The organism is Streptomyces sp. NBC_00028 (assembly GCF_045041065.1).
GTDB lineage: Bacteria > Actinomycetota > Actinomycetes > Streptomycetales > Streptomycetaceae > Streptomyces.
In genome coordinates, this window is record NZ_CP108293.1 from 5,377,106 (window position 1) to 5,403,086 (window position 25,981).

The window sequence follows — 25,981 nt, forward strand, 5'->3', positions numbered from 1 at the left end:
CACCTGTGGGGGCGGCGTAGGTTGGGCCCATGTCGACGTCACCGGTGATCCTGCTGCTGTCGGGGAGCCTGCGCTCCGGCTCCGCCAACGAGGCCGTCCTGCGCACCGCGCAGGCCGTGGCGCCGTCGGCGGGGGTGCGGGCGGTGCGCTACGACGGTCTCGCCGGCCTTCCGCACTTCAACCCCGATGACGACACCGACCCGCTGCCCGCGCCCGTGACCGGGCTCAGGGAGGCGATCGACTCGGCGGCCGGGATCCTGATCTGCACCCCGGAGTACGCGGGGACGCTGCCGGGCTCGTTCAAGAACCTGCTCGACTGGACGGTCGGCGGCACCGAGATCTGCGACAAGCCGGTCGCCTGGGTCGGCGCGGCAGCCCAGGGGCGCGGCAAAGGCGCGGAGGCCACCCTGCGCACGGTCCTCGGCTACACCGGCGCCGACATCGTGGAGCGGGCCTGCGTGAGACTGCCGGTGGACCGGGGGATGCTCGGCGCGGACGGGACCGTCACCGACCCGGAGTTCCGCAGCCGTATCGCCGAGACCCTAGGGGTGTTGGCCGCGGGAGCCGGGGCGCGGGCGTGACGGCACCCTCCGTCCTCAACCTCTGGCGCGGGCACCTGGGCCAGATCCCCGAGTCGGTCTGGCAGCGCACCGAACTCCAGACCCTGATCCTCGCGGACAACGACCTCACGGACCTCCCGCCCGCCATCGGCCGGCTCCACCGGCTCACCACGCTGGACCTCGGCCACAACCGCCTCACCTCGGTGCCGGCCGAACTCGGTGCCCTGACCGGCCTCAGCGGCTTCCTCTACCTGCACGACAACGACCTCACCGAACTCCCCGACACCCTCGGCGCACTCACCCGGCTGCGCTATCTCAACGTCGGCGAGAACAAGCTCCCCGCACTGCCGGAGACCGTCGGCCGGATGACCGGGCTCGTCGAACTCCGGGCCCAGCACAACCTCCTCACCACCCTGCCGGACGGCATCGGCGCCCTCCACGCCCTCCGGGAGCTCCGGCTCCGCGGCAACCGGCTCACCGGCCTGCCGTCGTCCGTCTCCGGTCTGCGCGAGCTGCGCCACCTGGAGCTGCGGGACAACTCCCTCACCGACGTCCCGGACGCCCTCGCCGGCCTCCCCCTCCTGCGCCACCTGGACCTGCGCGGCAACCACCTCACCCACCTCCCCGCCTGGCTCACCGCCCTGCCCGCACTGGAGAAGCTGGACCTGCGCTGGAACACCTGCGACCCGTCGTCGCCGCTGGTGGGGGAGCTGGAGCGGCGGGGGTGCGTGGTGCTGGCGTAGAGAGAGGGACACGGGCTGAGGCACTGATGGTGTAGCCCGCTACACCCCGACAGGGGAGTCTGCGCGACCGCTCTCGCGCGCCCCCGTGACCTAGCCTTCCCGCATGGGAAAGACCATGCGGCGGGCCGTGCGGGCGACGGGGCATCTGCTGCTCGCCGCGGCGATGGCGTTCGGCGTGTGGATCTTCGTCTGTGTGCTGCTGATCACCGCGGTCGGAACGCTCGTGCTGGTCGGCGCCTGGCTGCTGCCCGAGACCGTGCTGCTGATCCGGCGGATCGCGGGTGCCAAACGGAAGACGACCGCCGCGTGGACCGGCGTGCGGATCCCCGAGGCCTATCAACCCCTCACCGGCACGACCCGCGAGCGGTTCCGGACCGCCGTGCACGACCCCGGCACGCTCACCGACTTCCGCTGGATGGTCGCCTACTACCTGTACGGCGCCCTGGTCCTCGTCGCGCTTCCGCTGTGGCCGCTCGGGCTCGTCGTGGACGGCGTGTGGAGCGGCCTGCTGCGACGGCAGCCCGTCGTTCTTCCCCTGATCGTGCGGATCGCCGACCTGGAGGCCGACTGGTCGACCGCGCTGCTCAAGCCGTCCCCGAAGGCGGTGCTGGCCCGCCGGGTCGAGGAGCTGGCCGCGACCCGCGCCGACGCGATCTCCGCGCACGGCGCCGAACTCCGCCGTATCGAGAGGGACTTGCACGACGGCGCCCAGGCCCGCCTGGTCGCGCTGTCGATGCGGATCGGGCTGGCGAAACGGGCCTACGACCGTGATCCCGAGGCCGCCCGCAAACTGCTGGACGACGCCCAGGACCAGGCCGAGCAGGCGCTGACCGAGCTGCGTCAGGTGGTGCGCGGCATCCACCCGCCGATCCTCAGCGACCGCGGCCTCGTGGGCGCGGTGCGGGCCCTGGCGGCGAGCAGCGGGCTGCGGGTGAGCATCGAGGACCAGGGGCTGGACGAAGGGGTGCGGGCGCCGGCCGCCGTCGAGGCCGCGGCCTACTTCGTGGTCGCCGAGTCCCTCACCAACGCCGCCAAACACAGTGGTTCGCCCCGCGCCGAGGTACGGCTGACCCGTACCCGGCGCGGACTGCGCGTGCGGGTGAGCGATGTCGAGGGGTCGGGCGGGGCCGACGAAGGCGGTGGCTCGGGGCTGCTCGGGATGCGGCGCCGGGTCGCCGCGCTGGACGGGACCGTGGACGTGTCGAGCCCCGCCGGGGGGCCGACCGTGATCGAAGTGGAGCTGCCGTGCGTGTGGTGATCGCCGAGGACAACGCCCTGCTGCGGGAGGGACTGGTGCTGCTGCTGACGTCCGCCGGGCACGAGGTGGTGGCCGTCGCCGGGACCGGGCCCGAGATCATGCCCGCGCTCCTGGAACACCGGCCGGACATCGCCGTCCTGGACGTCCGGATGCCGCCGGGCTTCCGGGACGAGGGGCTGCGGGCCGCGCTGGAGGCCCGCGAGCGGATCACCGGCCTCCCGGTCCTCGTGCTCTCGCAGTACGTCGAGGAGTCCTACGCCGCCGAGCTGCTCGCCGGCGGCACCAGCGGGGTCGGCTACCTCCTCAAGGACCGGGTGGGCCGGGTCGACGAGTTCCTCGACGCGCTGGAGCGGGTCGCCGCCGGCGGCACCGCCCTGGACCCCGAGGTCGTCACCGAGCTGCTGACCCGCCGCAAGGACTCCCCGCTGGACTCGCTCACCCCGCGCGAGCGCGAGACCCTCGAACTCATGGCGGAGGGCCACGACAACGCGACCATCGCGAAGACCCTCGTCGTCACCGAACGCGCCGTCCACAAGCACATCGGCAACGTCTTCCTGAAGCTCGGTCTGCCCCCGAGTGACAGCGGCCACCGCCGGGTGCTGGCCGTCCTGGCCTACCTCGCGCACACCCCGCCGAAGTGAGTCAGCCGACGCTCAGCTCACCCAGCGGCAGCGTGTGCTGGGTCTGGAGCACCTTGGCCCGCAGATAGCGGACGTTGTGGGCGGTGGTGAAGACACCGGTGGGCACCCGGTCGCGGACGTCGATGCCGAGGTCGCGCAGCTGGCCCGCCTTGTCGGGGTTGTTGGACAGGAGGTCGAGCGACTCGATGCCCAGGGCCTTCAGCATCTGCGCGGCGGCCGTGTAGTCGCGGTCGTCCTCGGGCAGGCCCAGCGCGGTGTTCGCGGCGTAGGTGTCGAGACCCTGGTCCTGGAGGGCGTACGCGTCGAGCTTGTTGTAGAGACCGATGCCGCGGCCCTCCTGACGGAGGTACAGCAGCACGCCGCCGCGTTCGGCGATGCGCTCGACCGCCTCGCGCAGCTGCGGGCCGCAGTCGCAGCGGGCGGAGCCGAAGACGTCGCCGGTGAGGCACTCGGAGTGCAGCCGGACCAGGGGGTTCGGGCCCGGCTCGCCGAGGACGACCGCCAGGTGTTCCTGGCCGTCGACCAGTCCGTGGAAGGTGACCAGCTCGGAGTCGACGCGGTAGCCGTCACCGAAGCGCAGGGGCACGCGGACACGGGAGCGCTGGGTTGCGGCGGGGAGGTCGGTCATGCGGGTACTCCGGTCCGTAGACATATCTGCTTCAGATTTGAATCAGATCTACGGTTCGAGACCCTACCCCATGCTTTAAATTTGAAGCAACAGAATTATGGCGCTCGTCACGAACCTCGTCGCGACCTCGTGGCGACCCTCGTCACGAACAGGACGGTGACGACCGCCGCCGCCACGGAACCTCGTCCCCCGTGTCCTCCTGGAGCCCGTCCGCGATCGCCCGGGAGATCTCCTCCAGCTGCCCCACCTGCTCCGGGGTGAGCCGGTCGAAGAGGGCGGAGCGGACCGCCTCGACATGTCCCGGCGCCGCCCGCTCCACCTCCGCCAGCCCCTCGTCGGTCAGTACGGCGATGCTGCCGCGCTTGTCCCAGCGACAGCTCTCCCGCCCGACCAGCCCGTCCTTCTCCAGCCGGGTCACGGCATAGGTGAGCCGGGGCCGCGTGATCTTCAGTCCCTCGGCGAGATCGGTCATCCGCAGCCGCCGCTCCGGCGCCTCGGAGAGAGTGGAGAGGATGGAGTAGTACAGGTGCGGCATGCCGGCGTCCTGCTGGAGCTGCCGGTCGATCGCGTCCTCCAGGAGGTGCGCCGCGGCGATGTACGCGCGCCAGGCGCGCTGCTCCTCGGGAGTGAGCCAGCGAGTCGTCATAGAGCCAGTGTAAGTTTGTTTCAAACTTGAACCAAGAGCCGCACGTCACAGCGAGAGGGACCGCTCCGATGCCGCACCCGTACGTCCTCCTCTCCGCCGCCGTCTCCCTCGACGGCTACCTCGACGATCTGGGCCCCGACCGGCTCCTCCTCTCCTCCCCGGCCGACTTCGACCGCGTCGACGAGGTCCGCGCCTCCGTCGACGCGATCCTGATCGGCGCCGGCACCATCCGCGCCGACAACCCGCGCCTCCTCGTGAACTCCCCGGAGCGCCGCGCGGCCCGGGTGGCGGCAGGCAAGCCGGAGTACCCCCTGAAGGTCACGGTCAGCGGCTCGGGCGACCTCGACCCGGAGGCGAGGTTCTGGCACACGGGCGGCGACAAGCTCGTCTATACGACGGACCAGGGCGCCGAACGGGCCAAGGCGCACGGCCTGGCCGCCGAGGTGGCCGCCCTCGGCCCCGACATCGACTGGCGCCGCCTCCTCGCCGACCTCGCCGCCCGGGGCGTGGACCGCCTCATGGTCGAGGGCGGCGGCCGTATCCACACCCAGCTCCTCCAGCAGGGCCTCGCCGACGAACTCCAGCTGGTCCTCGCCCCGCTGTTCGTCGGCACCCCGGAGGCCCCCCGCCTCTTCGGCCCCGGCGGCTACCAGGACGGACGCCTGCGCCTGGTGGAGACCCGGCAGATCGAGGACGTGGTCCTCATGCGCTACGAGCCCACGGCCCCCGGCACCGGCCCGCTCGCCACGCCCGCCGACCACCACTGGCTCCGCCTCGCCTGTGAACTGGCGGCCCTCTGTCCGCCCTCGCGGACCGCCTTCAGCGTCGGCGCGGTCGTGGTCGCCGCCGACGGCACGGAACTCGCCCGCGGATATTCGAGGGAGGGCGCCGACCCCGTCGTACACGCGGAGGAGGCCGCGCTGGCGAAGATCGGCGCGGACGATCCCCGGCTGGCTTCGGCGACCGTCTACAGCAGCCTCGAACCGTGCGCCCGCCGCGCCTCCCGTCCTGCGCCCTGCGCCCGGCTGATCCTCGACGCCGGGGTGCGCCGGGTGGTGACGAGCTGGCGGGAGCCGGACACGTTCGTGACGGCGGCGGACGGCAACGGACTGCTGGCGTCGGCGGGTGTGGACGTCGTCGTCCTGCCGGAGTACGAGGAGCGGGCCAAGGCGCCGAACCTTCATCTGCTGGGGTGAGTTCGCGCCGCCGCGGGCCGCGCCGACTCCTATCGGCCCATCAGATCCTGCGCCCCGACACCCCCCGGGCCACGCTTCCCCTATGAGGTCCCGACGTACCGCCGCTCTCCTGCTGGTCCCCCTCCTCGCCACCGCCTGCGGGACGACCGGCGCCGACACCCGCACCATGGCCCGCGCCCTCCCCGCGGACGCCGCCTTCACCCACCCCGGTGTCCTCGTCAGCGAGGCGCAGTTGGCGGCCGTGAAGCAGAACGTCACCGCCGGGAAGCAGCCGTGGCTGAAGGCGTACCTCGGGATGCGGGACAGCAAGTACGGGGCGTACGAGTACGAGCCCGAGCCGTACGCGAGTGTCGACTGCCCCGGCGGTGACCACGCCGACCGCCCGGCGCACGGCTGTGTCGAGGAGCGCGAGGACGCCATCGCCGCCTACACCCAGGCCCTCCTCTTCCGGATCACCGGCAAGCGGCAGCACGCCCTGAAGGCCAGGGAGATCCTGGACGCCTGGTCGGCGAAGATGCGCCGGCACACCGAGGAGGACGCCGGGCTCCAGACCGGGTGGGCCGGGTCGACGTGGGCCCGGGCGGCCGAGATCGTCCGGTACAGCCCCGGCGCGGGCTGGCCGGCGGACCGGGTCGCGCGGTTCGAGACCATGCTGCGCACGGCGTATCTGCCGACCGTGACCCGCAAGGTCCCCGACTACAACGGCAACTGGGACCTCGTGATGACCGACGCGGCCATCGGGATCGCCGTCTTCCTGGAGGACCGGGGGGCCTTCGAGCACGCCCTCGAACGGTTCCGGGAGCGCGTGCCCGCCTACTTCTACCTGGCGAAGGACGGCACGCTGCCGCTCACCCCCAAGGGGTCGAGCGTCACCACACCGCAGAAGCTGACGGCGTACTGGTTCGGGCAGAAGACGTACAAGGACGGCATGTCCCAGGAGACCTGCCGCAACTTCAAGCACGTCGGCTACTCCGTCGCGGCCACCGCCCACATCGCCGAGACCGCCTGGCACCAGGGCATCGACCTCTACGGCGAGATCAAGGACCGGCTCAAGAGCACCCTCGCCTTCCACGCCCGCTACCAGGCCGGCGAGTCCGCGCCCGCGTGGCTGTGCGGCGGGAAGGTGGACCGGACCATGGGCCCGGACCTGGAGGTCGCCCTCAACCACCTGGAGGGCCGCCTGGGTCTCTCCGTCCCGGCGGCCCGCAAACTCGCCGAGGAGACCCGCCCGGCGGGCACCGACAACCTCTTCGTCTCCTGGGAGACCCTGACCCACGCGGGCAACCCGGCCGACTGAGAAACACAGGTCAGGCGGGCCCACGGGTAATGCGTGCGCGAGCAACCCCGCGGATGGCGTACTATTGAGTCATCGCCGCGGGGTGGAGCAGCTCGGTAGCTCGCTGGGCTCATAACCCAGAGGTCGCAGGTTCAAATCCTGTCCCCGCTACTGATGGCCCAGGGCCGGAATCCAATGGATTCCGGCCCTGAGTCGTTTCCGGGCCGTTTCCCCCTCGTGCGGCGGTTGTCACGGCGGGTGATCGCGCGACCCCCCTCCGCATAACAACTGACATACCGTCAATCCCTGTGAGCTTGCTGAGGCCGGGTCAACTCGCCCGTTTTTCACCGGCCATGACCCCTACGTCCTGCTGAAAAAGGTTAATGATCAAGCGGAACAGCTTGGAATCAGCACCCCGGGTCTATTAACGTTCGATAACGCAGCGCGGTCGTCCCAGCCGTCACAAGAGTCGGCTCCGTGCGCACGCGCCGAATCCCGCAAGGGAACCGGGGAACCACCAACTTGGGGTGAATCACGCGTAAGTCGCCGTGGCAGCACGGCGGTTATACGCGCGTAGGAGACCTTCCTGCTCCGAACCCGTCAGCTAACCCGGTAGGCGAGAAGGAAGGAAAGGAGCACGCCCACGTGGCGTCAAACCGGCCTGCCCCCGAGGCCCCGTATGTGCCGAGCCAGCGCAGCACCGATGCCTTCGGCTACGGCAGCTACCACCACGACGAGGGTCCGCAGGACGTCTGGAATCCCACCGAGGACTCCCTCCGGCCGGCTCGCGGCAAGCACCGGGTGGCCAAGCAGCGCGGCGGAGGACTCGCCCGCAGCTCCACCGTCCTGGGCGTCGGTGTCATAGCCGCCGTCGGCGCGGGCGGCATGGCCAGCGCCAACACCGGCAAGCCGCCGGTCTCCATCTCGATGCCCGACCTGCCCTCCGTGGGCGGCGTCTTCGGCGGTGACGACGAGGCCCCCAAGGGCTCCGCCACCGCGCTCAGCAGCCTGGCCACCACCACCACGGAGACCGCCGAGAGCGGCTCGGACGCCGGTGAGGCGCTGCGCAACCGGATCATGGCGCAGGCCGAGAGCCAGCAGAACCAGGTCGACAACAAGGTCCAGCTCGCCGCCGAGGCCGAGGTCGCGGAGCAGTCCGCGAAGGCCGAGGCCGCCGCGCTGAAGCAGGCCGCCGACGACGCCGCCGAGGCGAAGAAGGCCGCCGAGGAGAAGGCCGCGAAGGAGGCCGAGGCCAAGCGTCTCGCCGAGCTCGCCAAGCAGTTCACGCTGCCGACCTCCTCGTACACGATCACCTCGACCTTCGGTCAGGCCGGTTCGCTGTGGTCCTCCGGCTACCACACCGGTCTCGACTTCGCGGCCCCCACGGGCACGCTGATCAAGGCCATCCACAGCGGCACCATCACGGAGGCCGGCTGGGCCGGCTCCTACGGCTACCGCACGATCCTCACCCTCGACGACGGCACCGAGCTGTGGTTCTGCCACCAGTCCTCGATCAGCGTCAGCGTCGGCCAGAAGGTCAGCACCGGTGATGTGATCGGGCGCGTGGGCGCGACCGGCAATGTGACCGGGGCCCATCTGCACCTGGAGGTCCACCCCGGCGGGGCGGACACCGGCATCGACCCGATGGCGTGGCTGCGCAGCAAGGGCCTCACTCCCTGAGGCGGGTCTCCTTCTGAACCCCGGCGGTCCTGACGCTCACCCCCCGACGTCAGGGCTGCCGGTTCGCCCTGTCCGGAATACCGGCTTCCGGTACGGGTGTTGATCCCGTACATGACTTCTCTTCGCAAGCTGGGCACGTCCGACCTCGAGGTCTTCCCGCTCTCCCTCGGCGGCAACGTCTTCGGCTGGACCGCCGACGAGGCACAGTCCTTCGCCGTCCTCGACGCCTACGCCGCCGCGGGCGGCAACTTCGTCGACACAGCCGACTCCTACTCGTCGTGGGTGCAGGGCAACTCGGGGGGCGAGTCCGAGACCATTCTCGGCAGGTGGGTCAAGGCGCGCGGCAACCGCGACGACGTCGTGATCGCGACCAAGGTCAGCCAGCACCCGGAGTACCAGGGCCTGACGGCCGCAAACATCAAGGCCGCCGCGGACGCCTCCCTGCGCCGCCTGGGCACCGACCACATCGACCTCTACTACACCCACTTCGACAAGCCCGAAGTGCCGGTCGAGGAGATCATCGGGGCGCTGGACGAGCTGGTGCGGGCGGGCAAGGTGCGGCACATCGCCGCCTCCAACATCTCGGCCGAGCGGCTGGAGAAGTCGCTGGCCTTCTCCGAGCGCGAGGGCCTGGCCCGGTACGTGGCACTCCAGCCGCACTACAACCTGGTCTCGCGCGCGACCTACGAGGGTGAGCTCCAGGACCTGGCGGAGCGCACCGGCCTCGCCGCCGTCCCGTACTACTCGCTCGCGGCCGGGTTCCTCACGGGCAAGTACCGCGAGGGCGAGGTGGTGGAGGGCGCCCGGGCCGCCGCGGGCGCCGGCAAGCACCTGGAGACCGAGCGGGGCCGCTCGGTGCTCGCCGCCCTCGACGACATCGCCGAGGCCCACCGGGTGCCGGTCGCCACGATCGCCCTGGCCTGGCTCGCCGCCCAGCCGACGGTCGCCGCCCCGATCGCCTCGGCCCGCACGGTGGAGCAGCTGCCGGCGCTGGTGCGGGTGGCGGAGGTGACGCTCACGGACGCGGAGGTGGAGCGGCTCACGGAGGCGTCTGCGTAACCCTCGTCAGGACTGGTACGGGTTGTACGCGGGATAGGCCGGCTGGGAGTACGGCGTCGGCTGCTGCCCGTACCCGTACACCCCGTACATCGGCCACGGCGCCGCCACCACCGGAACCGGCGGTGCCGTCACACGGGCCGCGTGGTCCAGCGCGGGGCGTGCGACCTCGCGCCGGGCCCACAGCTCGTGCAGCAACTCCCGCTCCCGTACGACGAAGTCGGCGCCGGCGCGGCCGCGGCGCCCGCGGTGCCGCAGGAACGCGAGGGACGTCGCGTACGCCTCGTACTGCGCCACCGCGCGCGCCGCGGGCCTTCCGGCGTGCTGGCGGGCGTACTGGCGGGCGATGCGCCGGGCCCGCATCGAGCCGAGCGCGAAGGGTTCGGCGGGGGTGAGCCAGCCGGTCACGGCGTAGGCGGGCAGCTCCTCGCGGACGGTCCGCAGCTCGCGCTGCCGGGTCCAGATGACCAGCCAGGTCAGCAGCCCGAACGCGGGGAGCATGAAGGCCGCGTAGACGGCGAAGAAGCCGTACTCCCCGAAGGTGGACGAGCCGTTCCAGACGGCGTGCATGCCCATCGCCAGCACCAGGCCGGACAGGGGGAGCAGGACCCGGCGGACGTGCTGCCGGTCGGCGGACAGGGCCGCGATGCCGAAGCCGATGCCCGTGAGCACCGTGAACAGGGGGTGGGCGAACGGGGACATGATGACCCGCACGAAGAAGGTCGCTGCGGTCACGGAGGCGATGCCGCGGTCGCCGGTGAGCTGGTCGGTGCCGAAGGCGGTGCCGAGGTAGAGGATGTTCTCGGTGAACGCGAAGCCGGTGGCGGTGACCCCGGCTATCACCACGCCGTCGACGATCCCGGTGAAGTCGCGTCTGCGGAAGAGGAACACGAGGAGCACGGCCGCGGCTTTCGCCGACTCCTCCACGACCGGCGCTATCACCGTCGCCCCGAGGGTGTCCGCGCTGGACGGGTCGGCCGTCGCCGTCGCTATCCATCGCGTCGCGAAGCTGTTGGCGACGATCGCTATCAGTGCCGCCGCGCAGGCGCCCCAGGCGAAGCAGAACAGCAGATTGCGCCAGGGGCCCGGTGCGACCCGGTCCAGCCAGCGGAACGCGGCTATCAGCAGCGGCACCGGGAGGATCGCCAGGCCGAGGCCGACCAGGAAGCCCTCGGTGCCGGTCTGTTCACGCACCAGGGCGAGGATGACGAGCCCGGACAGCGCCAGCAGGGTGATCAGGGCGCCGTAGCGCACCCAGTTCCTTTGCCACCAGTGCGCGTGCCGCAGCGCACCGCCGGCGGGGCCGGTGGGAGGGTGCGTCGGGTACGGGGGAAAGGTGGCCACGGCATCGACCTTACGAGGGGGGTGGCTGCGGTGCTGGTCTCTCTCGCTTCTGTCCTGCTTCTTTGTCGTTGCTTCTTCATCGCTGTACGCGGCGGAACAACAGGTCGTTCACGACATGTCCCTTGTCCAGTCCCTGGCCCTCGAAACGGGTCAGCGGCCGGTAGTCGGGACGCGGCGCGAAACCGCCGCCCGCCTGGGTGTTCTCGAAGTCGGGGTGCGCTGTGAGCACCTCGAGCATCTGCTCGGCGTACGGCTCCCAGTCGGTCGCGCAGTGCACGATCGCGCCCGGCCTGAGGCGGGTCGCGGCGAGGCTGAGGAACTCCGGCTGGATCAGCCGCCGCTTGTGGTGCCGCTTCTTCGGCCAGGGGTCGGGGAAGTAGACGCGCAGCCCGTCGAGGGCGTCGGGGACGAGCATCTCGCGCAGCAGGATGATGGCGTCGCCGTTGGCCACCCGGACGTTGGCCAGGGCGCCCTGGTCGGCGAGGCCCAGCAGATTGCCCTGGCCGGGGGTGTGCACGTCCACGGCGAGGATGTTGGTGCCGGGGTCGGCGTCGGCCATCTGGGCCGTGGCCTCACCCATGCCGAACCCGATCTCCAGGACGACGGGGTTGGCGTTGCCGAACAGCTCACCGAGGTCGATGACCTGCTGCCCGTCGATGTCCAGCCCCCACTTGGGCCACAGCCGCTGCAACGCGTCGGCCTGCCCTGCGGTCACCCGGCTGCGCCGCAGCTGAAAACTGCGGATCCGCCGCTCGAAGTGCGACCCGGCGGGATCGGGCTTGGGCCCATCGGGAAATCGGGGCTCCCCCTTGGCCCGGGTGTGCCGAACGGGCACACCGGGGGTGTGAGAGGGCGGGGACGCGTCGGGGGCGTTGCGGGAGTCAGACACAGTGGGGTCGATTTTACGTGCGTCTCCCCGCCCTAGCTGCGGGCAGTCGTGCCGCTCGGGCGGCACGGGTGGGCGCAGCGGCACCCCGCCAGCGCGGGCGAGCGAAACCCACCCCCGCCCAGCACCGACGCCGGGCTCCCTGCTCAGGCCTCGCCCAGCACCGCCAACGCCCGCCGAGCCACCTCCCGCCCGATCGGCAGCGAGGCCGTAGCCGCAGGCGAAGGCGCGTTCAGCACATGCACCGTCCGCGCCCCCTCCTTGATCAGGAAGTCATCCACCAGCGTCCCGTCCCGCAACACGGCCTGCGCCCGCACCCCCGCCGCCGTAGGCACAAGATCGTCCTCCCGCACGACCGGCAGCAGCCGCCGCACCGCCTCGGTGAACGCCGCCTTGGACACCGACCGCCGCAGCTCCCCGGCGCCGTACCGCCAGTGCCGCCGCGCTATGTGCCACGACCCCGGCCACGCGAGCGTCCCACCCAGCTCCCGCGGCCGTACGACACCCCACCCGTACCCCTCCCGGGCGAGCGCCGGCACCGCGTTGGGCCCGATGTGCACGCCCCCGTCGAACCCGCGCGTGAGATGCACGCCGAGGAACGGGAACGCCGGGTCCGGCACCGGATACACCAGCCCCCGCACCAGCTCGGGCCGCGCCAGTTCGTAGTACTCGCCGCGGAACGGCACGATCCGCATCTCCGGGTCGTCCCCGGCCAGCCGCGCCACCTCGTCGCAGTGCAGCCCGGCGCAGTTCACCAGCACGCGTGCGCGGACCACGTCCCCGGCGGCGGTGCGCACGGCGACCCCCAGCTCGGGGCGGCGGTCGATCCGCTCGACCCGGGCGCCGTACCGGATCTCCGCCCCGGACGCCTCCGCGAGCTGCCGGGCGACGCCGACGAAGTCGCAGACGCCGGTCGTGCCGACGTGTATGGCGGCGAGGCCCTCCACCTCCGGCTCGTACTCCGAGATCTGGGCGGCGCCCAGCTCCCGGACCGGAATGCCGTTCTCCCTGCCTCGCTGGACCAGGCCGTGCAGCCGCGGCAGCTCGTCCCGCTCGGTCGCGACGATCAGCTTTCCGGTGACCGCGTGCGCGATGCCGTACTCCGCGCAGAACTTCACCATCTCCGCGGCGCCCTTGACCGCGTACCGCGCCTTCAAGGACCCCGGGCGGTAATAGATGCCACTGTGGATGACCCCGCTGTTGCGCCCCGTCTGGTGCCGGGCGGGCCCGGCCTCCTTCTCCAGCACGGTCACCCGCGTCCCTGGCGCGGCACGCGTGATCGCGAACGCCGTGGACAGCCCGACGATGCCTCCGCCGACCACGAGCACGTCACAGTCGTAAGCGACCGCTGAACGCATGTGCACCACCTCCCACCTCGATAGTGCACTGCGCCACTGACAGTCCCTTCAAACGCGGGATACGACAGCGCCTAAGCGGGAGCCATCAGCAAAGGCCTCGCCCGCTCCCGCAGCTCCACCACCCGCGGCTCGTCGCCGTACGGCTCCAGGCGGTGCAGCAGATCCTTCACGTACTCGGTGGTGCGGGCCGACGAGATGCGCCCCGCGACCTCCACCGCCCGTACGCCCTGCTCGCATGCCGCGTCGAGATTGCCCGACTCGAGCTCGGCGACCGCCGAGACGACGAGCCGCAGTCCGTGCGAGCGCACGAACTCCTCCGTCGGCTTCGACAGGGCCTGCTCCGTGAACCTGCGCACCTGCCGCGGCGCCTTGAGGTCGCGGTAGCACTCGGCCGCGTCGGCGGCGAAGCGGTCGTAGGAGTAGAAGCCGAGCCAGGACGGGTCCTGGTCGCCGTCCCGCGCCCGCTCCAGCCAGCCCTCGGCGGCCCGCAGCGCGGCGCCCGCCGCGTGCGCGTCACCCGCGCGTGCGTGTGCGCGTGCCTCGACGAGCCGGAAGAAGCTCATGGTGCGGGCGGTCGCCAGGCCGCGGTTGCGCTCCAGGGCGGCCTGGGCGAGGTCGACGCCCTCGTCGCCGAAGCCCCGGTAGGTCGCCTGGAGGGACATGGAGGCCAGGACATAGCCCCCGAGGGGGACGTCGGCCGCCGCGCGGGCCAGGCGCAGGGCCTGGATGTAGTAGCGCTGCGCCGCCTCCTGCTGGCCGGTGTCGAAGGCCATCCACCCGGCGAGGCGGGTGAGTTCGGCGCTGGCACCGAAGAGTGCCCGGCCCACCTCGTCGGAGTAGGAGCCGAGCAGCAGCGGAGCCGCCTCCACCCGTAAGCACTCGGGCACCATGGACGAACGCCAGTCGCCGCCTCCGTACTTGGAGTCCCAGCGCCTGGCGTCCTCGGCGGCCTCCCGCAGCTTCTGCACATCGCTGTGGCCGACTTTGAGCGGTGCGCCGGAGTCCTCGCAGCCGTTCACCTCGCGCGCGACCGAGCTGTCGGCCGGGGTTATCAGCCACCGTGAGGCGGGCGTTGCGTAGGCGCTTACTGCGAACGATCCGGCCAGCGACTGCCAGATGCCACCGGAGCCGGCCCGGCGGCCCGCGAGGTCGAGCCGGTAGAGCTCCGTCGCCGAGGTCACCGCCTGTCCGACGTCCCGGGGGAAGGCGAGGCCCACTTCGGGCGCGGGATCCGCGTCCGCCAGACCGATCTCGTGGAGCGGCACCGGGCGGCCGAGCTTCTGGCCGATCGCGGCGGCGATGAGGTGCGGCGCAGCGCCTTGCGGCACCATGCCTTTCGACACCCAGCGCGCCACCGACGTCTTGTCGTAGCGAAGAGTCAACCCGCGTTGAGCGCCAAGATCGTTGACGCGACGCGCGAGTCCTGCGTTGCTGATTCCCGCGAGGGCGAGAACGGCGCCGAGCTTTTCGTTCGGCCCGCGTTGCTCCCTGGACATGCGCCACCCCTCGACACAGACGGCTGCCGCGCTGGCATAACCACGCGGCATTCGTAAACCCAGCGTAGTTCGCCGCATCCCAAGCGTTAAGGGGCATTCTTCCGGATGGCGGGATTGTGGTCCGTACGCGCGTACGGGCCCCACACGCACCGTCGCGGTGTGCTCCCGCTGTGTGGCCGTGCGCCTGCGCGTGCGCTCTTCTCCGGCCATCGGGGGAGCGGTTCCATGGATCGTGCGTGGGTCGGCCCGCTGTACTGGATCCAGTGGGCTGGGGGATTCCGCCGCCTCCATCCCCGCGGGCGGCGGAACGGTCCGGGGGGCGAACTCCGTTCCCCGGACTGCGCGTTGTCGAGGCACTGCGCAGAGCCTGTACGGAGCGTGCGCGAGCCTGTCACCGCAGCGCCAATTTGGCTGAAAACCGACCCCGCCTTCCGCGGGTAATTACCGCTCCCACCACGGAAGTTGGCGGCGCTAAGGGCGTTCGGGGGGAGCGTATCGGGGGCGCATTCAGGTCGCAGACCCCTCCCCTGTACGGATGTTCGCTTCTTCACGGGCACGCGTGCGGGGGCGTATTCAGCGGAGCTCAAGCCGCCCCGCCGCCCCTCCGGTGCGCGTCCTTCATGGCAGCATGGTGAACCGATTCGTACGGTGCACTGGTTGTCCACAGCCTGTGGAGGCGTCCATGCGGTGGTTGGTGGGGTGGAGCAGCACCGCAGCGGGAGCGGCCGAGATCGGCTCCGCCGGGGCCACCGGCGTGGACGGCGAGACGGTGCACCCGGTGGGGTCCCAACTCCTGTGGGGAGATCCCGATCCGCTGTGGGCGGTCGGTGACTGGCGTCCCGACGAGGTGCGGGTCGTGACGGCCGACGCGCAGACCCGGATCGCCGTCCTCGGCACCTGCGGCGCGACCGACGAGCAGCTGCGGGTCGGCCTGTTCGCCGCGCGCGGAGGGGCACTTCGCCATCTGACCAACTGGCCCGGCAGCTACACGGCGGTCGTCCAGGTGGGCCGTCGTGTCACGGTCTGCGGCGATCTCGCGGGCGCCCGCCCGGTGTTCTACACCCCCTGGGCCGGAGGTACGGCGTACGCGACGGCCGCGCTCCCGCTCGCCGACCTCATCGAGGCCAACCTCGACTTCGGCCACCTGGCGGCGCTGCTGGCCGCCCCCGACGTCCCCGCGGCGCTCCACGACTCCACCCCCTACGACGGCGTACGGCGCATCCCGCCGGGGCACGCGCTGATCCTGCGCGCCGGGGCGCGCGAGATCGCCGGGTACGAGCCGGTGGCCTCCCTCGCGGTGGCGGCGCCCGCGGCCGATCCCGACCGCGCGGTGGACGCCGTACGGGACGCGCTGGTCGAGGCGGTACGCGCGCGCTTGTCGGCCCCTCGGCATGTGCCCGGCGCCGACATCGACCCCGGCCCGGTCCCGGGCATGGGTCCCGCCGAACGCCGTGCCGCGCGCGGGATGCCGGTCCCGGGGATCGGCGCCGATCTCTCCGGCGGCCCCGCCTCCGGCACCCTCGCCCTGCTCGCCGCCGGCCTCCCGGGCATGCCGGGCACGGTCCTGGGCCACGGCACGGGCGCGGGCGAGCGGCTGCTGGCGGTCACCTTCAACGACCTGGCGGTGGGCGGCCGCGAAGGGGAACTGGAACGCGCGGGCAACCTCGCCGCCAACCCGCGCCTGCACCACGTGGTGGTGGCCGGTGGCGAGGAGACACTGCCGTACGCCGACCTGGACGGCCCGCTGACCGACGAGCCCGGCGCGAGCCTGGTGACGGCCGCCCGCCACCGGGCCCGCCTGGCCTCGGGCAGCGCGGACCACTTCACGGGCTACGGCGCCCGCCAGGTCCTGGACGCCCACCCCGCCCGCCTCGCCGACCTCCTGATGGACCGCAAACGCCGCCATCTCGTCCGTCCGGTCGCCGCGCTGGCCAAGGCGGACGGCTCGGTGATGGTCCCCGCGCGCGTGTACAGCGCGGCGCGACGCCTGTCCCGTACGCCGTACCGCACCGGTCTGGAGGTCCTGGCCGACCGTCTGATGGACCGCCGCTTCGACGAGCCGGGCGGTGCGGTCGGGGCGTCCCTGGCCGCGCTCACCTGGGCCAGACCGGGCCCCGCGGCCCGTTGGCTGACCGGCGAGGCCCTGGCTGAAGTATCGGTTCGCCTCCAGGGCGGGACGAGCCGCTCGGGGGTGGGCCCGGGCCAGCGTCCCGGCGACTACCGCGCGCGTGCGGCGCTGGCGAGGCACGCGGCGGACCTGAGGGTCCTGGAGCAGGCGGCCGAGATCCGTTTCCAGCGCCTGCATGCCCCGTTCCTCGACAACCAGGTCGTCCGCGCCTGCCGCGCCCTCCCCGAGGCCCTCCGCGTCCAGCCGGGCGCCCGGGCCGCGATCCTGCGCACCGTCCTCCAGGGCGCCGGCGTGGCCGACCTCCCTCCGGGCTGGGGCGCCCCGTCCCACGCCTCCGCGGCGGTGGCCGCCCGCACGGGCCTGCGCGTCGCCGCGGACTCCCTGATGGCTCTCTTCGGCACCCCGTTGCTGGCGGAAGCGGGCCTGGTGGAGGCAAGGGTGGTCCGCAAGGCGCTCCGTGCGGCGGCAGAGGGCGAGCCGTTGCCCTTGGACGGCCTCGCCGACCTCGTCTCCCTGGAACTCTGGCTGCGCCGCCTCCTGTCCCGCCGAGGAACCTGCTGGACCGGCACCCCGGCCCGCGCGCGTGCGGTACCGGCGGGGATCACTCCGCAGAGGGGGGCGCTGGGGGCGGGGGCGAGGAGGGGATAGGCGGCGCCGGCCCGCGTCTTTCAGCCCGTCCGGCGTTTGAGGACGAGGCCCTTTCGGGGTCGACAGCGGGGGTCTGGGGGCGCAGCCCCCAGTGATGGGACGGGTAGGGGCGGCGGGGGCGAGAGAAATCCGACGCGCACCCCGCCCACTCGCCCCCCGACACCCCACCGCCCACAAACCCCGTGCCCCCCACAGCGTCCCCAGCGACAATGACCCGGTGCGGTACAGAATTCTGGGCGTCACCCAGGCAGCGGACGACCACGGAACCGTCGTACCCCTGGGCGGCCCCCGAGTCCGAGCCCTGCTCACCGCCCTGGCCCTGCGTCCGGGCCGGACCCTCACCCCCGACACCCTCATCGACGACATCTGGGCCGCCGATCCGCCGCAGGACGCCCCCGCCGCCCTCCAGGCCCTCGTGGGCCGCCTGCGCCGAGCCGTCGGCAAGCCCACGATCGTCTCGGCCCCCGGCGGCTACCGACTCGCCGCGACCAAGGCGGACGTGGACCTCTTCGTCTTCGAACGCCTCGTGCACCAGGGCACCGAGGCCCTCCACCGAGGAGACCCCGGCGCCGCGGCGCACGCCCTGGACGAGGCCCTCACCCTGTGGCACGGCCCGGCCCTCGCCGACCTCCCCGACCGCACCGCCGCGACCCGCCCGGAGACGCTCCGCCTGGAGGCGACCAGGGCCCGCGCGGAAGCGTTCCTGCGGCTCGGCCGCGCCCAGGACGCCGTACCGGAACTGACCGAGCTGACCGCGGCTCATCCGTACGACGAGAAGCTGCACGCCCTCCTGGTCCGCGCCCTGCGCGACACCGGCCGCCCGGCCGACGCCCTGGTCGCGTACGAGGCGGCCCGCCGCGCCCTGTCCGAGGGCCTGGGCACGGACCCGGGGCCGGAACTCCGCGCTCTGCACACCGAACTCCTGTCGCCGCCGGCCCAGCCACCCACGCCGCCCTCGACACTCTCGACACTCTCGACGCCCTCGACGCCCTCGACGCCCTCGACGCCTTCGTCCAAGGCGCCACCGCATCTCGCCCGCACCGGCAACCTCCGTCCGCGCCTTGACTCTTTCGTGGGTCGGGAACCCGAACTCGGCGCCATCCGTTCCGAATTGCACAGGGCCCGGCTCGTCACCCTCACCGGACCGGGAGGCTCCGGGAAGACCCGTCTCGCCGAGGAGGCCGCCGCCGACCACCCCCAGGCCTGGCTGGTCGAACTGGCACCGCTGGACCGCCCGGACGCGGTGCCCGGCGCGGTGGTCAGCGCGCTCGGTCTGCGCCAGACCGTGCTCTTGGCCACCGAGCTGTCCACCCCGCAGGCGGACCCGGTCGCCCTGCTCGTCGAGTACTGCGCCCCGCGCAGCCAACTCCTGATCCTTGACAACTGCGAACATGTCATCGAGGCCACGGCCCACCTCGCCGAAACCCTCCTCACCCACTGCCCCGGGCTCACGATCCTCGCGACCAGCCGTGAACCCCTGGGCGTCCCCGGCGAGTCCGTGCGCCCGGTCGAGCCACTTCTCCCCGACCAGGCGCACCGCCTCTTCACGGAGCGCGCGACGGCCGTCCGCCCGGACGCGGCGGACCTCGTCCTGCGCGACGCCGACGCCGTGGCGGAGATCTGCCGCCGCCTCGACGGACTGCCGCTCGCCATCGAGCTGGCGGCGGCCCGCCTGCGGCTGCTCACGCCCCGGCAGATCGCCGACCGCCTGGACGACCGCTTCCGCCTGCTCACCTCCGGCAGCCGCACGGTCCTGCCCCGCCAGCAGACCCTCCGCGCGGTCGTCGACTGGTCCTGGGACCTGCTCGACGAGCGGGAGCGGACGCTGCTGCGCGAGGCGTCCGTGTTCGCGGGCGGCTGGGACCTCGCCGCCGCGGAGGCCGTGTGCGGCGGCCCCGCCACCGAGCTGATCGGCGCGCTCGTCGACAAGTCCCTGATCGTGGCGGCCCCGGGGGACCGGTCGGACGGCGGCGCCGCCATGCGCTACCGCATGTTGGAGACGATCCACGAGTACGCCGTGGAGCGCGCCGGCGAGGTCCCGGAGCAGCGCGCCGACGCCGAGCGGCGGCATCGCGCGTGGGCGGGCGCGCTCGTCGCGGAGGCCGAGCCCGAGCTGCGCTCGGACGGGCAACTCCCGTGGATCTCCCGCCTGGAGACCGAGCTCGACAACATCCGCGCGGCGCTCCACCGGGCCGTGGACGACGGCGACGAGGCGGGCGCCGGCGCCATCGCCCTCGCCATGGGCTGGTTCTGGTGGCTGCGCAACTACCGGCGTGAGGGCGCGGACTGGGTCGACCGGATCCTGCGTCTGGGCGCGGCCCTGGACGCGACCTCACCCGCGGACACCGCGACCGCCCCCGCACTCCCCGCGGACCCCCGGGCCCGCTGCTCGCTCATGGCGGCCCTGGACCCCGTGGAAGCCCTGCTCTCCGCCCCGGACGGCGAGGCCGGGCACCCGCTGCACGCGCTCCGCATGGAGCTGCGGATGCTGCACATCCTCCTCGTGTCGGAGATCGAGGCGCGCACCCGCGAGCCGGACGAGCGGCTGGGGCGGTACGTCGCCCAGGTGCGGGCGTACTTCGAGAAGGGCGGCCCGCACGCCGCCCGGATGCCCGGGCTGGTCTGGCCGCTGACCTCGTTCTTCATGGGCGACCGGGTGGACGCCAGAAGCGTCCTGGACGCCGCGGTCGCCAACTGCCGTGAGTACGGCGGCGACTGGGAGATGGGCGTCACCCTGATGTTCCGCACACACATGGTGGTCGACTCCCCGGGCGGCATGAAGGGCGTCGACGACGACCTCGCGGAGCTGCGGTTCCTCAGCCGCCGCGTCGGCGACCGCTGGCTGCGGGCCCAGGTGTACAGCGCGGCGGGGGAGACCGCCATGGCCCGCGGCAGGCTGGCGGAGGCCAAGGGGGAGTACGAGGAGGCGCTGCAACTCGCCTACGAGGTGGGGGCGTACACGGAGACGCCGTTCCTCATCGCCCGCCTCGCCGAGATCGCCTACCGCGCGGGCGACCGCTCGGCCGCGATCACGGCCCTGGACGAGGCGAGTGAGGCCGCCGACCGGTACAGCGTCGGGGACAGCCGGGCATTCGTCCTGCTGCTGCGGGCGCATGTCGCGCTGGACGACAAGGACACCGCCACCGCGCGTGAGCTGCTGGAGGAGGCCCGTGTGGAGACCGCGCGGGGCACCCCGCCGCCGCAGTTCCTCGTGATGCTGAACTCCGTCGAGGCCATGGTGACGGTCGCCGAGTCGGGTCCCGCGCACGGACTGCCGAAGCTGGCCGCCGCCGTCCGGGAAGCGGTGGACAAGCAGTGCGCCGACCTGGTCGTGGCGACGCTGGTGGACGCCACGTCGGCCCTGCTCGCCGACCTCGGCGACCTTCCGCGCGCGACCCGGTTGCTGGCCGCCGCCGGACACTGGCGCGGCGGCGACGCCCGCTCCATGCCGGAGGCCGCGCGCGCCGAGCGGGCCGAGTCCGCGGCCCGCACCGGGCTCGGTCCGGTGCGGTACGGCGTGGAGTACGCGCGCGGTGCCACCCTCAGCCCGCACGACGTGCTGCGCGAACTCGACGAGGTGCTGCGCGAGGGCGTGACCGGCCCCTGAGCCGCGGCAGGCCTACGCGCAGCGGAACTTCGACTCGGCCCAGTCCGCCAGCAACAGGTCGTCGTACTCGCTGTGCGGCTCGACGACCAGCCGTACGGTCTTGCGTCCGGTGAGGTCGACATGGACCGGGACCGCCGCGTCCCCGCCCTGGACCATGCCGGACTTCCACAGCTGGACCCCGTCGGCGTAGACGGAGAAGTACATCTTGCCGAGCCCGAGGGTCATGTCGTCGACGCCGACCGAGGCGTCGTAGGACGTGCACGCGCGGTTGAGGTCGATGGTGACGGAGGACCGGCCGTGCACGGTCACGCCGTGCGTGTAGCTCTTGTCGGCGATCGAGACGCCGTACCGCTGCCACACCCAGCTGCTCTCGGCGATGCGCATCTCGGGCCGGGTGCCGTCGCCGTTGACGTTGTACGCCAGCTCGCTCCACTGGTACACGGCCGGAGCGGGCGTGGGTGTGGGCGTGGGCGTCGGAGTGGGGGTGGGGCTCGGCTTGGGGGCCGGCGTCGGCGTCGGAGTGGGTGTGGGCGTCGGCTTCGGGGTGGGCTTCGGGGTGGGTGTGGGTGTCGGGGTGGGCGTCGGCGTCGGGGCGATGACCGGCGGCGCGGGCGCGGGCTTCTTCTTCGGCGTGGGTGTGGGCTCGGCGGACTCGACCACCGGCGTGGACGCGGGCGGCTTGGCCTCGGGCTTGTTGTCGGCCGGCTTCTCGCTGCCGGCCAGGGCGAGCGCCGCCGCCACGCCCGCCGCGACCAGCACACTGGCCGCGATACCGACCTTGACCGGCGCGCCCAACCCCTCGGAGGCCGCCGCACCGCCGGCCGCACCCGCCCCGCCCGACGAGCCGCTGCTCGCCGCCGCGGCGCCCGCGACACCCGCCGCGCCCACTCCGGTGCCTCCGGCGATGAGCGCGGCCACCTTGGCGTACCCGGCGGCACCGAACCAGCCGATGACCGCGACCGGCACGACGGCCGGGATGCTGCTCGCGACCTCGGAGATCTGCGCGGCCGCGAGGCGGCACTTGGCGCACTCCTCCAGGTGCTTGCGCAGGCCGCGCTCGGCGCGGGTGCGCAGCCGGCCGCGGGCGTAGGTGCCGAGCTGGTCGGCGTAGCGGGCGCACTCCTCGTCGTCGGCGAGGGTCGCGCTGACGTGGGCCTGGAGGTAGGCCTGCTTGAGGCCCTCGCGGGCCCTGGAGGCCAGCACGCGCGTGCCGTTGGCGTCGAGGCCGAAGAGGGTGGCGACGTCGCTCGGCGACTCGTCCTCGACCTCGGTGTGCCACAGCACGGCCTGCCAGCGCTCGGGCAGCGACCGGAAGGCCTGCATGGCCAGGGACTGCTCGGCCTCGTGCATCGCGCGGACGTCCGCGCCGAGTTCCAGGCCCGCTCCGAAGGAACCAACGGATGCGGTGTCGTCGGAGACCTCGCCGGCGCGCGTGGACTGCGCGGCGAACAGCGCGAAGTCGTCGACCAGGTGCTCCCGCTTCGCGGTCTTCGTCCAGTTCGCCGCGACCCGGCGGACCGTCGTCAGGAGATACGCGCGTACCGCGTGCTCGGGTCCCGAGCCGCCGCGCACCGCCTGGAGCATGCGGGCGAAGACCTCGGCGGTGAGGTCGTCGGCAGTGTGGGCGTCCCGGCAGCAGGTGCGGGCGTACCGGCGCACCGCCTCCGCGTGGCGCCGGTACAGCGCCTCGTAGGCCGTGTCGTCGCCCGAGCGCATCCGGCCGATCAGGTCGGCGTCGGAGGGCGGCAGATCCCTCTGCGGCGGCATCGGCGGCGGCAGCACGCCGTCGTCGCGCCGGTCGCGCTGCGTCGGGACACCACCCTCGACCGGGTCGCCGGCGTTCAGCGGGCGTCCCGCCCGTCCGCCCTGGCTCGGTACCTGGGGCGATGCGAGACCGTCCGCCTCACCGTCACCGTGTGACTCGTCGCGCCCGTCAACACTCATCGCGGAAAGCCCCCGCCGCCTGCCCTACCGGTCCCGAACACCGGGTCAGCGTGCCATACCGGCTTTTGAGCGGGCCCCGGCAGTACTGGGCATCCACTCGTCCGTGGGGATTTGCGGCACGGCAGTACTAGCCGTCACCCCTGCGGGGAAGGCTCAACTGTCGTGACCCTCACGGGAGTTGGGGGACGTACCCGAAAAGGGCGGAATGCGCACGGGGCGTGAGCGGCACAGCGCCCACACCCCGGCGTCACCCCTTCGAGTCACCGCGCCACCCGGCGTTGACCACCCGGGTTCACGACGGCCGTGACCGCAGGCCCTCCAGCAGGATGTCCAGCAGTCGCGCCGAGGCTGCCGCCTGCTGCGCCGCGTCCGGCAGCGAGGGCGCCGCCGTCGCGATCACCAGCAGCACGTCCGAAACCGACACGTCGGCCCGCAGTTCACCCGCCGCGCGCGCCCGCTCCACGAGCTGGCCCACCACGTCGAGCAGCGCCGCCGCCCCCGTGTCGTCGGCCGACAGCGGCTCCTCCGGCACCAGCCGCAGCTCACCGGAGCCGGGCTGCGACCGCTGCTGCGGCACCCGCGCCCCGTCGAACACGGCGCCGTCGGAGTGCTCGGCCGGCTCGTCGGGAACCCCGACCCGCAGCACCTGAGGCGGCAGCAGCCGCCCGGCACCCGAGGCCACCGACGTCCGCAGGAAGCGCGACAGCGCCGACCACGGCTCGTCCTCCTGGCCGAGCGCCGCCCGCGCCTGGTCGGTCAGCCGGGAGGTCTCCTCCTCGGCTATCCGCCGCACCAGGACGTCCTTGCTCGGGAAGCGCCGGTACACCGTGCCCACACCGACTCGGGCGCGGCGCGCCACGTCCTCCATCGGCGCGCCGTACCCCAGCTCGCCGAAGACCTCGCGCGCCGCCCGCAGTACGTGCTCCAGATTGCGCTGTGCGTCCACGCGCAGAGGCGTCGACCGCGACGCGTCCCCGCGTCCGTTCCCCGCCGCCGCGCTCATCGCTCCGCCACCGGATGCGATGGCCGACGCGGAAGACCAATGAGAGTCCTGAACATGCATAAGCGATCCCCCGGTAATGACGTCTCCCCCCGGAGACTCTCCCCGCCACTGAAAGGCCGGGGCGACACAGGGAACGAACCCGGTTCACGGACCGCCCGTCGCGGACCCGATGAGCGCATCCCCCTACACCCCGTCGACACACGAACATAGTTGAGAGGGAGTCAATTCAGAAGGGGCAGGTTCCGCACAGAGCGCCCCCCGAAAGGAGTACGGGTCACATACGTCCCGATTGCACCCCCTGAGGACCCCCGGCGCACACCCGCTGACCTGCGAACCTTCCCCGCACGCCGTCGATTCGGCCAACCCCGCGCCCGCCACGCCGCCGGTCACACAAATTGTCGGGGCTGTGGACAAACTCAAGCGCCGGGTGCGTCATGGGGTGGTGAAGGAACGCGCGCGCATTCTCGTTGTCGGCGGCGGCTACGTCGGGATGTACACGGCCCTGCGTCTCCAGCGGAAGCTGAAACAGGAACTCAGGCGCGGAGAAGTCGAGATCACGGTCGTCACGCCCGACCCTTACATGACCTATCAGCCGTTCCTTCCCGAGGCCGCAGCCGGCTCCATCTCACCCCGCCACGTCGTCGTTCCCCTGCGCCGCGTCCTCGACCGGTGCACCGTGATCATCGGCGAGGCGACCGCCATCGACCACGCCAAACGCACCGCCACCCTGACCACCCTCGCCACGGAGGAGGAGGGAACGGGCGCCCGGCAGCTGACATACGACGAACTCGTCCTCGCCCCCGGCTCGATCTCGCGCACCCTGCCCATCCCCGGCCTCGCCGACCACGCCATCGGCTTCAAGACCGTCGAGGAGGCCATCGGACTGCGCAACCACGTCATCGAGCAGATGGACATCGCCTCCTCCACCCGCGACCCCGCGATCCGCGACTCCGCCCTCACCTTCGTCTTCGTCGGCGGCGGCTACGCGGGCGTGGAGGCGCTCGGCGAGCTGGAGGACATGGCCCGCTACACCGCGCGGTACTACCACAACGTCCGCCCCGAGGACATGAGGTGGATCCTCGTCGAGGCCTCGGACCGCATCCTCCCCGAGGTGGGCGCCGAGATGGGCCGCTACACCGTCACCGAACTGCGTCGCCGCAACATCGACGTACGCCTGGACACCCGCCTCGAGTCCTGCGCCGACCGCGTGGCCGTCCTCAGCGACGGCGCCCGCTTCCCTACCCGCACGGTCGTGTGGACGGCCGGCGTCAAACCCCACCCGATCCTCGCCGCCAGCGACCTCCCGCTCACCGAACGAGGTCGGCTGAAATGCACCCCTGAACTGATGATCGAGGGCGTCACGCACGCGTGGGCGGCCGGAGACGCCGCGGCCGTCCCCGACGTGACCGCCGCGGAACCCGGCAAGGAGACCGCCCCCAACGCCCAGCACGCGGTACGCCAGGCCAAGGTCCTCGGCGACAACATCGCGCACGCGCTGCGGGGCGAACCCCTGGAGACGTACTCCCACAAGTACGTCGGCTCGGTCGCCTCCCTGGGCCTCCACAAAGGCGTCGCACACGTCTACGGACGCAAGCTCAAGGGTTACCCTGCCTGGTTCATGCACCGCGTCTACCACCTCAGCCGGGTGCCCACCTTCAACCGCAAGGCCCGCGTCCTGGCCGAATGGACCCTGTCCGGGCTCTTCAAGAGGGAGATCGTCTCGCTCGGTTCACTCGAACATCCCCGAGCGGAGTTCGAACTCGCGGCCGGTGGAAAGCCTCCTCACGACCCCTCGAACGACCCGAAGGGGTCGTCCTGACCGGACCGAGGAACTCCACCGGCGGGGCAGGCGTCTGACGGATGTCGGCCCGGTCGGTCACACT

The 25,981-nt window shown here is 72.5% G+C and carries 19 protein-coding genes, 1 tRNA gene and 1 riboswitch; of the genes, 12 read left to right on the forward strand and 8 right to left on the reverse strand.

Features of this window, described 5'->3' with window-relative positions:
* Positions 1-29 precede the first annotated feature (29 nt).
* The 4 genes from OG885_RS24255 to OG885_RS24270 all read left to right on the forward strand — a co-directional run bounded on the left by OG885_RS24255 (position 30) and on the right by OG885_RS24270 (position 3,202).
* Positions 30-581 carry an NADPH-dependent FMN reductase gene (locus OG885_RS24255; protein ID WP_405734925.1) on the forward strand — a complete coding sequence of 184 codons (552 nt, stop codon included), beginning with the start codon at positions 30-32 and terminating at the stop codon, positions 579-581.
* Positions 578-1,303 carry a leucine-rich repeat domain-containing protein gene (locus tag OG885_RS24260; protein WP_405734927.1) on the forward strand — a complete coding sequence of 242 codons (726 nt, stop codon included), beginning with the start codon at positions 578-580 and terminating at the stop codon, positions 1,301-1,303. Before OG885_RS24255 ends, OG885_RS24260 begins: the two co-directional genes overlap by 4 nt.
* A gap of 103 nt (positions 1,304-1,406) precedes the next feature.
* Positions 1,407-2,561: a histidine kinase gene (locus OG885_RS24265; protein WP_405734929.1), complete on the forward strand. Its 1,155-nt coding sequence runs from the start codon at positions 1,407-1,409 to the stop codon at positions 2,559-2,561.
* On the forward strand, positions 2,549-3,202 hold the full coding sequence (locus tag OG885_RS24270) for a response regulator (RefSeq protein WP_405734931.1): 654 nt from the start codon (positions 2,549-2,551) through the stop codon (positions 3,200-3,202). The genes OG885_RS24265 and OG885_RS24270 overlap by 13 nt, the downstream gene beginning before the upstream one ends.
* A 1-nt stretch (position 3,203) precedes the next feature.
* On the opposite strand, the gene ribA is transcribed toward OG885_RS24270, so the two are convergent.
* Complete coding sequence (gene ribA, locus OG885_RS24275; protein WP_405734933.1) at positions 3,204-3,830, reverse strand: GTP cyclohydrolase II; 627 nt, start codon at positions 3,828-3,830, stop codon at positions 3,204-3,206.
* A 142-nt stretch (positions 3,831-3,972) separates the two neighbouring features.
* The gene (locus OG885_RS24280; RefSeq protein WP_405734935.1) at positions 3,973-4,476 is read right to left on the reverse strand and encodes a MarR family winged helix-turn-helix transcriptional regulator; all 504 of its coding nucleotides are present in this window, start codon (positions 4,474-4,476) and stop codon (positions 3,973-3,975) included.
* Positions 4,477-4,544: 68 nt separating this feature from the next.
* Between OG885_RS24280 and OG885_RS24285 the strand changes: the two genes are divergently transcribed.
* The 5 genes from OG885_RS24285 (at position 4,545) to OG885_RS24305 (ending at position 9,687) form a co-directional block, all read left to right on the forward strand.
* Positions 4,545-5,672 (forward strand): dihydrofolate reductase family protein, encoded by a 1,128-nt coding sequence (locus OG885_RS24285; protein WP_405734937.1) that lies wholly within the window; start codon positions 4,545-4,547, stop codon positions 5,670-5,672.
* 82 nt (positions 5,673-5,754) lie between these two features.
* Positions 5,755-6,969, forward strand: coding sequence for an alginate lyase family protein (locus OG885_RS24290; RefSeq protein ID WP_405734939.1), 1,215 nt, complete (start codon positions 5,755-5,757; stop codon positions 6,967-6,969).
* Positions 6,970-7,045: 76 nt separating this feature from the next.
* Positions 7,046-7,119 (forward strand) — tRNA-Met (locus OG885_RS24295).
* A 305-nt stretch (positions 7,120-7,424) separates the two neighbouring features.
* A riboswitch (cyclic di-AMP (ydaO/yuaA leader) is annotated at positions 7,425-7,582 on the forward strand.
* 11 nt (positions 7,583-7,593) lie between these two features.
* A complete protein-coding gene (locus OG885_RS24300) occupies positions 7,594-8,628 on the forward strand; it encodes a M23 family metallopeptidase (RefSeq protein WP_405734941.1) in 1,035 nt (344 codons plus the stop codon).
* A gap of 111 nt (positions 8,629-8,739) precedes the next feature.
* Positions 8,740-9,687 (forward strand): aldo/keto reductase, encoded by a 948-nt coding sequence (locus OG885_RS24305; RefSeq protein ID WP_405734943.1) that lies wholly within the window; start codon positions 8,740-8,742, stop codon positions 9,685-9,687.
* A gap of 6 nt (positions 9,688-9,693) precedes the next feature.
* Here the strand turns inward: OG885_RS24305 and OG885_RS24310 are convergent, their stop codons facing one another.
* The 4 genes from OG885_RS24310 to OG885_RS24325 form a co-directional block, all read right to left on the reverse strand.
* Complete coding sequence (locus OG885_RS24310; protein WP_405734945.1) at positions 9,694-11,028, reverse strand: PrsW family intramembrane metalloprotease; 1,335 nt, start codon at positions 11,026-11,028, stop codon at positions 9,694-9,696.
* A gap of 76 nt (positions 11,029-11,104) precedes the next feature.
* Positions 11,105-11,917 (reverse strand): tRNA (guanosine(46)-N7)-methyltransferase TrmB, encoded by an 813-nt coding sequence (trmB, locus tag OG885_RS24315; RefSeq protein WP_405734947.1) that lies wholly within the window; start codon positions 11,915-11,917, stop codon positions 11,105-11,107.
* Between the two features lie 143 nt (positions 11,918-12,060).
* Positions 12,061-13,272 carry an L-2-hydroxyglutarate oxidase gene (gene lhgO, locus OG885_RS24320; protein ID WP_405734949.1) on the reverse strand — a complete coding sequence of 404 codons (1,212 nt, stop codon included), beginning with the start codon at positions 13,270-13,272 and terminating at the stop codon, positions 12,061-12,063.
* A gap of 71 nt (positions 13,273-13,343) precedes the next feature.
* Positions 13,344-14,768: an MFS transporter gene (locus OG885_RS24325; RefSeq protein ID WP_405734951.1), complete on the reverse strand. Its 1,425-nt coding sequence runs from the start codon at positions 14,766-14,768 to the stop codon at positions 13,344-13,346.
* Positions 14,769-15,450: 682 nt separating this feature from the next.
* Here OG885_RS24325 and OG885_RS24330 point away from each other — a divergent pair.
* Together OG885_RS24330 and OG885_RS24335 are read left to right on the forward strand one after the other, a co-directional pair.
* Entirely contained in the window at positions 15,451-17,544 is a 2,094-nt protein-coding gene (locus OG885_RS24330; protein WP_405734953.1) for an asparagine synthase-related protein, read from the forward strand.
* A 217-nt stretch (positions 17,545-17,761) separates the two neighbouring features.
* Positions 17,762-21,151: an AfsR/SARP family transcriptional regulator gene (locus OG885_RS24335; protein WP_405734955.1), complete on the forward strand. Its 3,390-nt coding sequence runs from the start codon at positions 17,762-17,764 to the stop codon at positions 21,149-21,151.
* Positions 21,152-21,163: 12 nt separating this feature from the next.
* On the opposite strand, the gene OG885_RS24340 is transcribed toward OG885_RS24335, so the two are convergent.
* The gene (locus OG885_RS24340; protein WP_405734957.1) at positions 21,164-23,095 is read right to left on the reverse strand and encodes a sigma-70 family RNA polymerase sigma factor; all 1,932 of its coding nucleotides are present in this window, start codon (positions 23,093-23,095) and stop codon (positions 21,164-21,166) included.
* A 292-nt stretch (positions 23,096-23,387) separates the two neighbouring features.
* Positions 23,388-24,158 (reverse strand): TetR/AcrR family transcriptional regulator, encoded by a 771-nt coding sequence (locus OG885_RS24345; protein ID WP_405734959.1) that lies wholly within the window; start codon positions 24,156-24,158, stop codon positions 23,388-23,390.
* Between the two features lie 379 nt (positions 24,159-24,537).
* Between OG885_RS24345 and OG885_RS24350 the strand changes: the two genes are divergently transcribed.
* The gene (locus OG885_RS24350; RefSeq protein WP_405742851.1) at positions 24,538-25,917 is read left to right on the forward strand and encodes an NAD(P)/FAD-dependent oxidoreductase; all 1,380 of its coding nucleotides are present in this window, start codon (positions 24,538-24,540) and stop codon (positions 25,915-25,917) included.
* The last annotated feature ends 64 nt before the right edge of the window (positions 25,918-25,981 follow it).

Coding starts and splice junctions, on each gene's coding strand:
- OG885_RS24325 (WP_405734951.1), bottom strand. CDS start 14,768: ATGTCCAGGGAGCAACGCGGGCCGAACGAAAAGCTCGGCGCCGTTCTC.
- OG885_RS24290 (WP_405734939.1), top strand. CDS start 5,755: ATGAGGTCCCGACGTACCGCCGCTCTCCTGCTGGTCCCCCTCCTCGCC.
- lhgO (WP_405734949.1), bottom strand. CDS start 13,272: ATGCGTTCAGCGGTCGCTTACGACTGTGACGTGCTCGTGGTCGGCGGA.
- ribA (WP_405734933.1), bottom strand. CDS start 3,830: ATGACCGACCTCCCCGCCGCAACCCAGCGCTCCCGTGTCCGCGTGCCC.
- OG885_RS24285 (WP_405734937.1), top strand. CDS start 4,545: ATGCCGCACCCGTACGTCCTCCTCTCCGCCGCCGTCTCCCTCGACGGC.
- OG885_RS24280 (WP_405734935.1), bottom strand. CDS start 4,476: ATGACGACTCGCTGGCTCACTCCCGAGGAGCAGCGCGCCTGGCGCGCG.
- OG885_RS24305 (WP_405734943.1), top strand. CDS start 8,740: ATGACTTCTCTTCGCAAGCTGGGCACGTCCGACCTCGAGGTCTTCCCG.
- OG885_RS24265 (WP_405734929.1), top strand. CDS start 1,407: ATGGGAAAGACCATGCGGCGGGCCGTGCGGGCGACGGGGCATCTGCTG.
- OG885_RS24330 (WP_405734953.1), top strand. CDS start 15,451: ATGCGGTGGTTGGTGGGGTGGAGCAGCACCGCAGCGGGAGCGGCCGAG.
- OG885_RS24340 (WP_405734957.1), bottom strand. CDS start 23,095: ATGAGTGTTGACGGGCGCGACGAGTCACACGGTGACGGTGAGGCGGAC.
- OG885_RS24345 (WP_405734959.1), bottom strand. CDS start 24,158: ATGCATGTTCAGGACTCTCATTGGTCTTCCGCGTCGGCCATCGCATCC.
- OG885_RS24255 (WP_405734925.1), top strand. CDS start 30: ATGTCGACGTCACCGGTGATCCTGCTGCTGTCGGGGAGCCTGCGCTCC.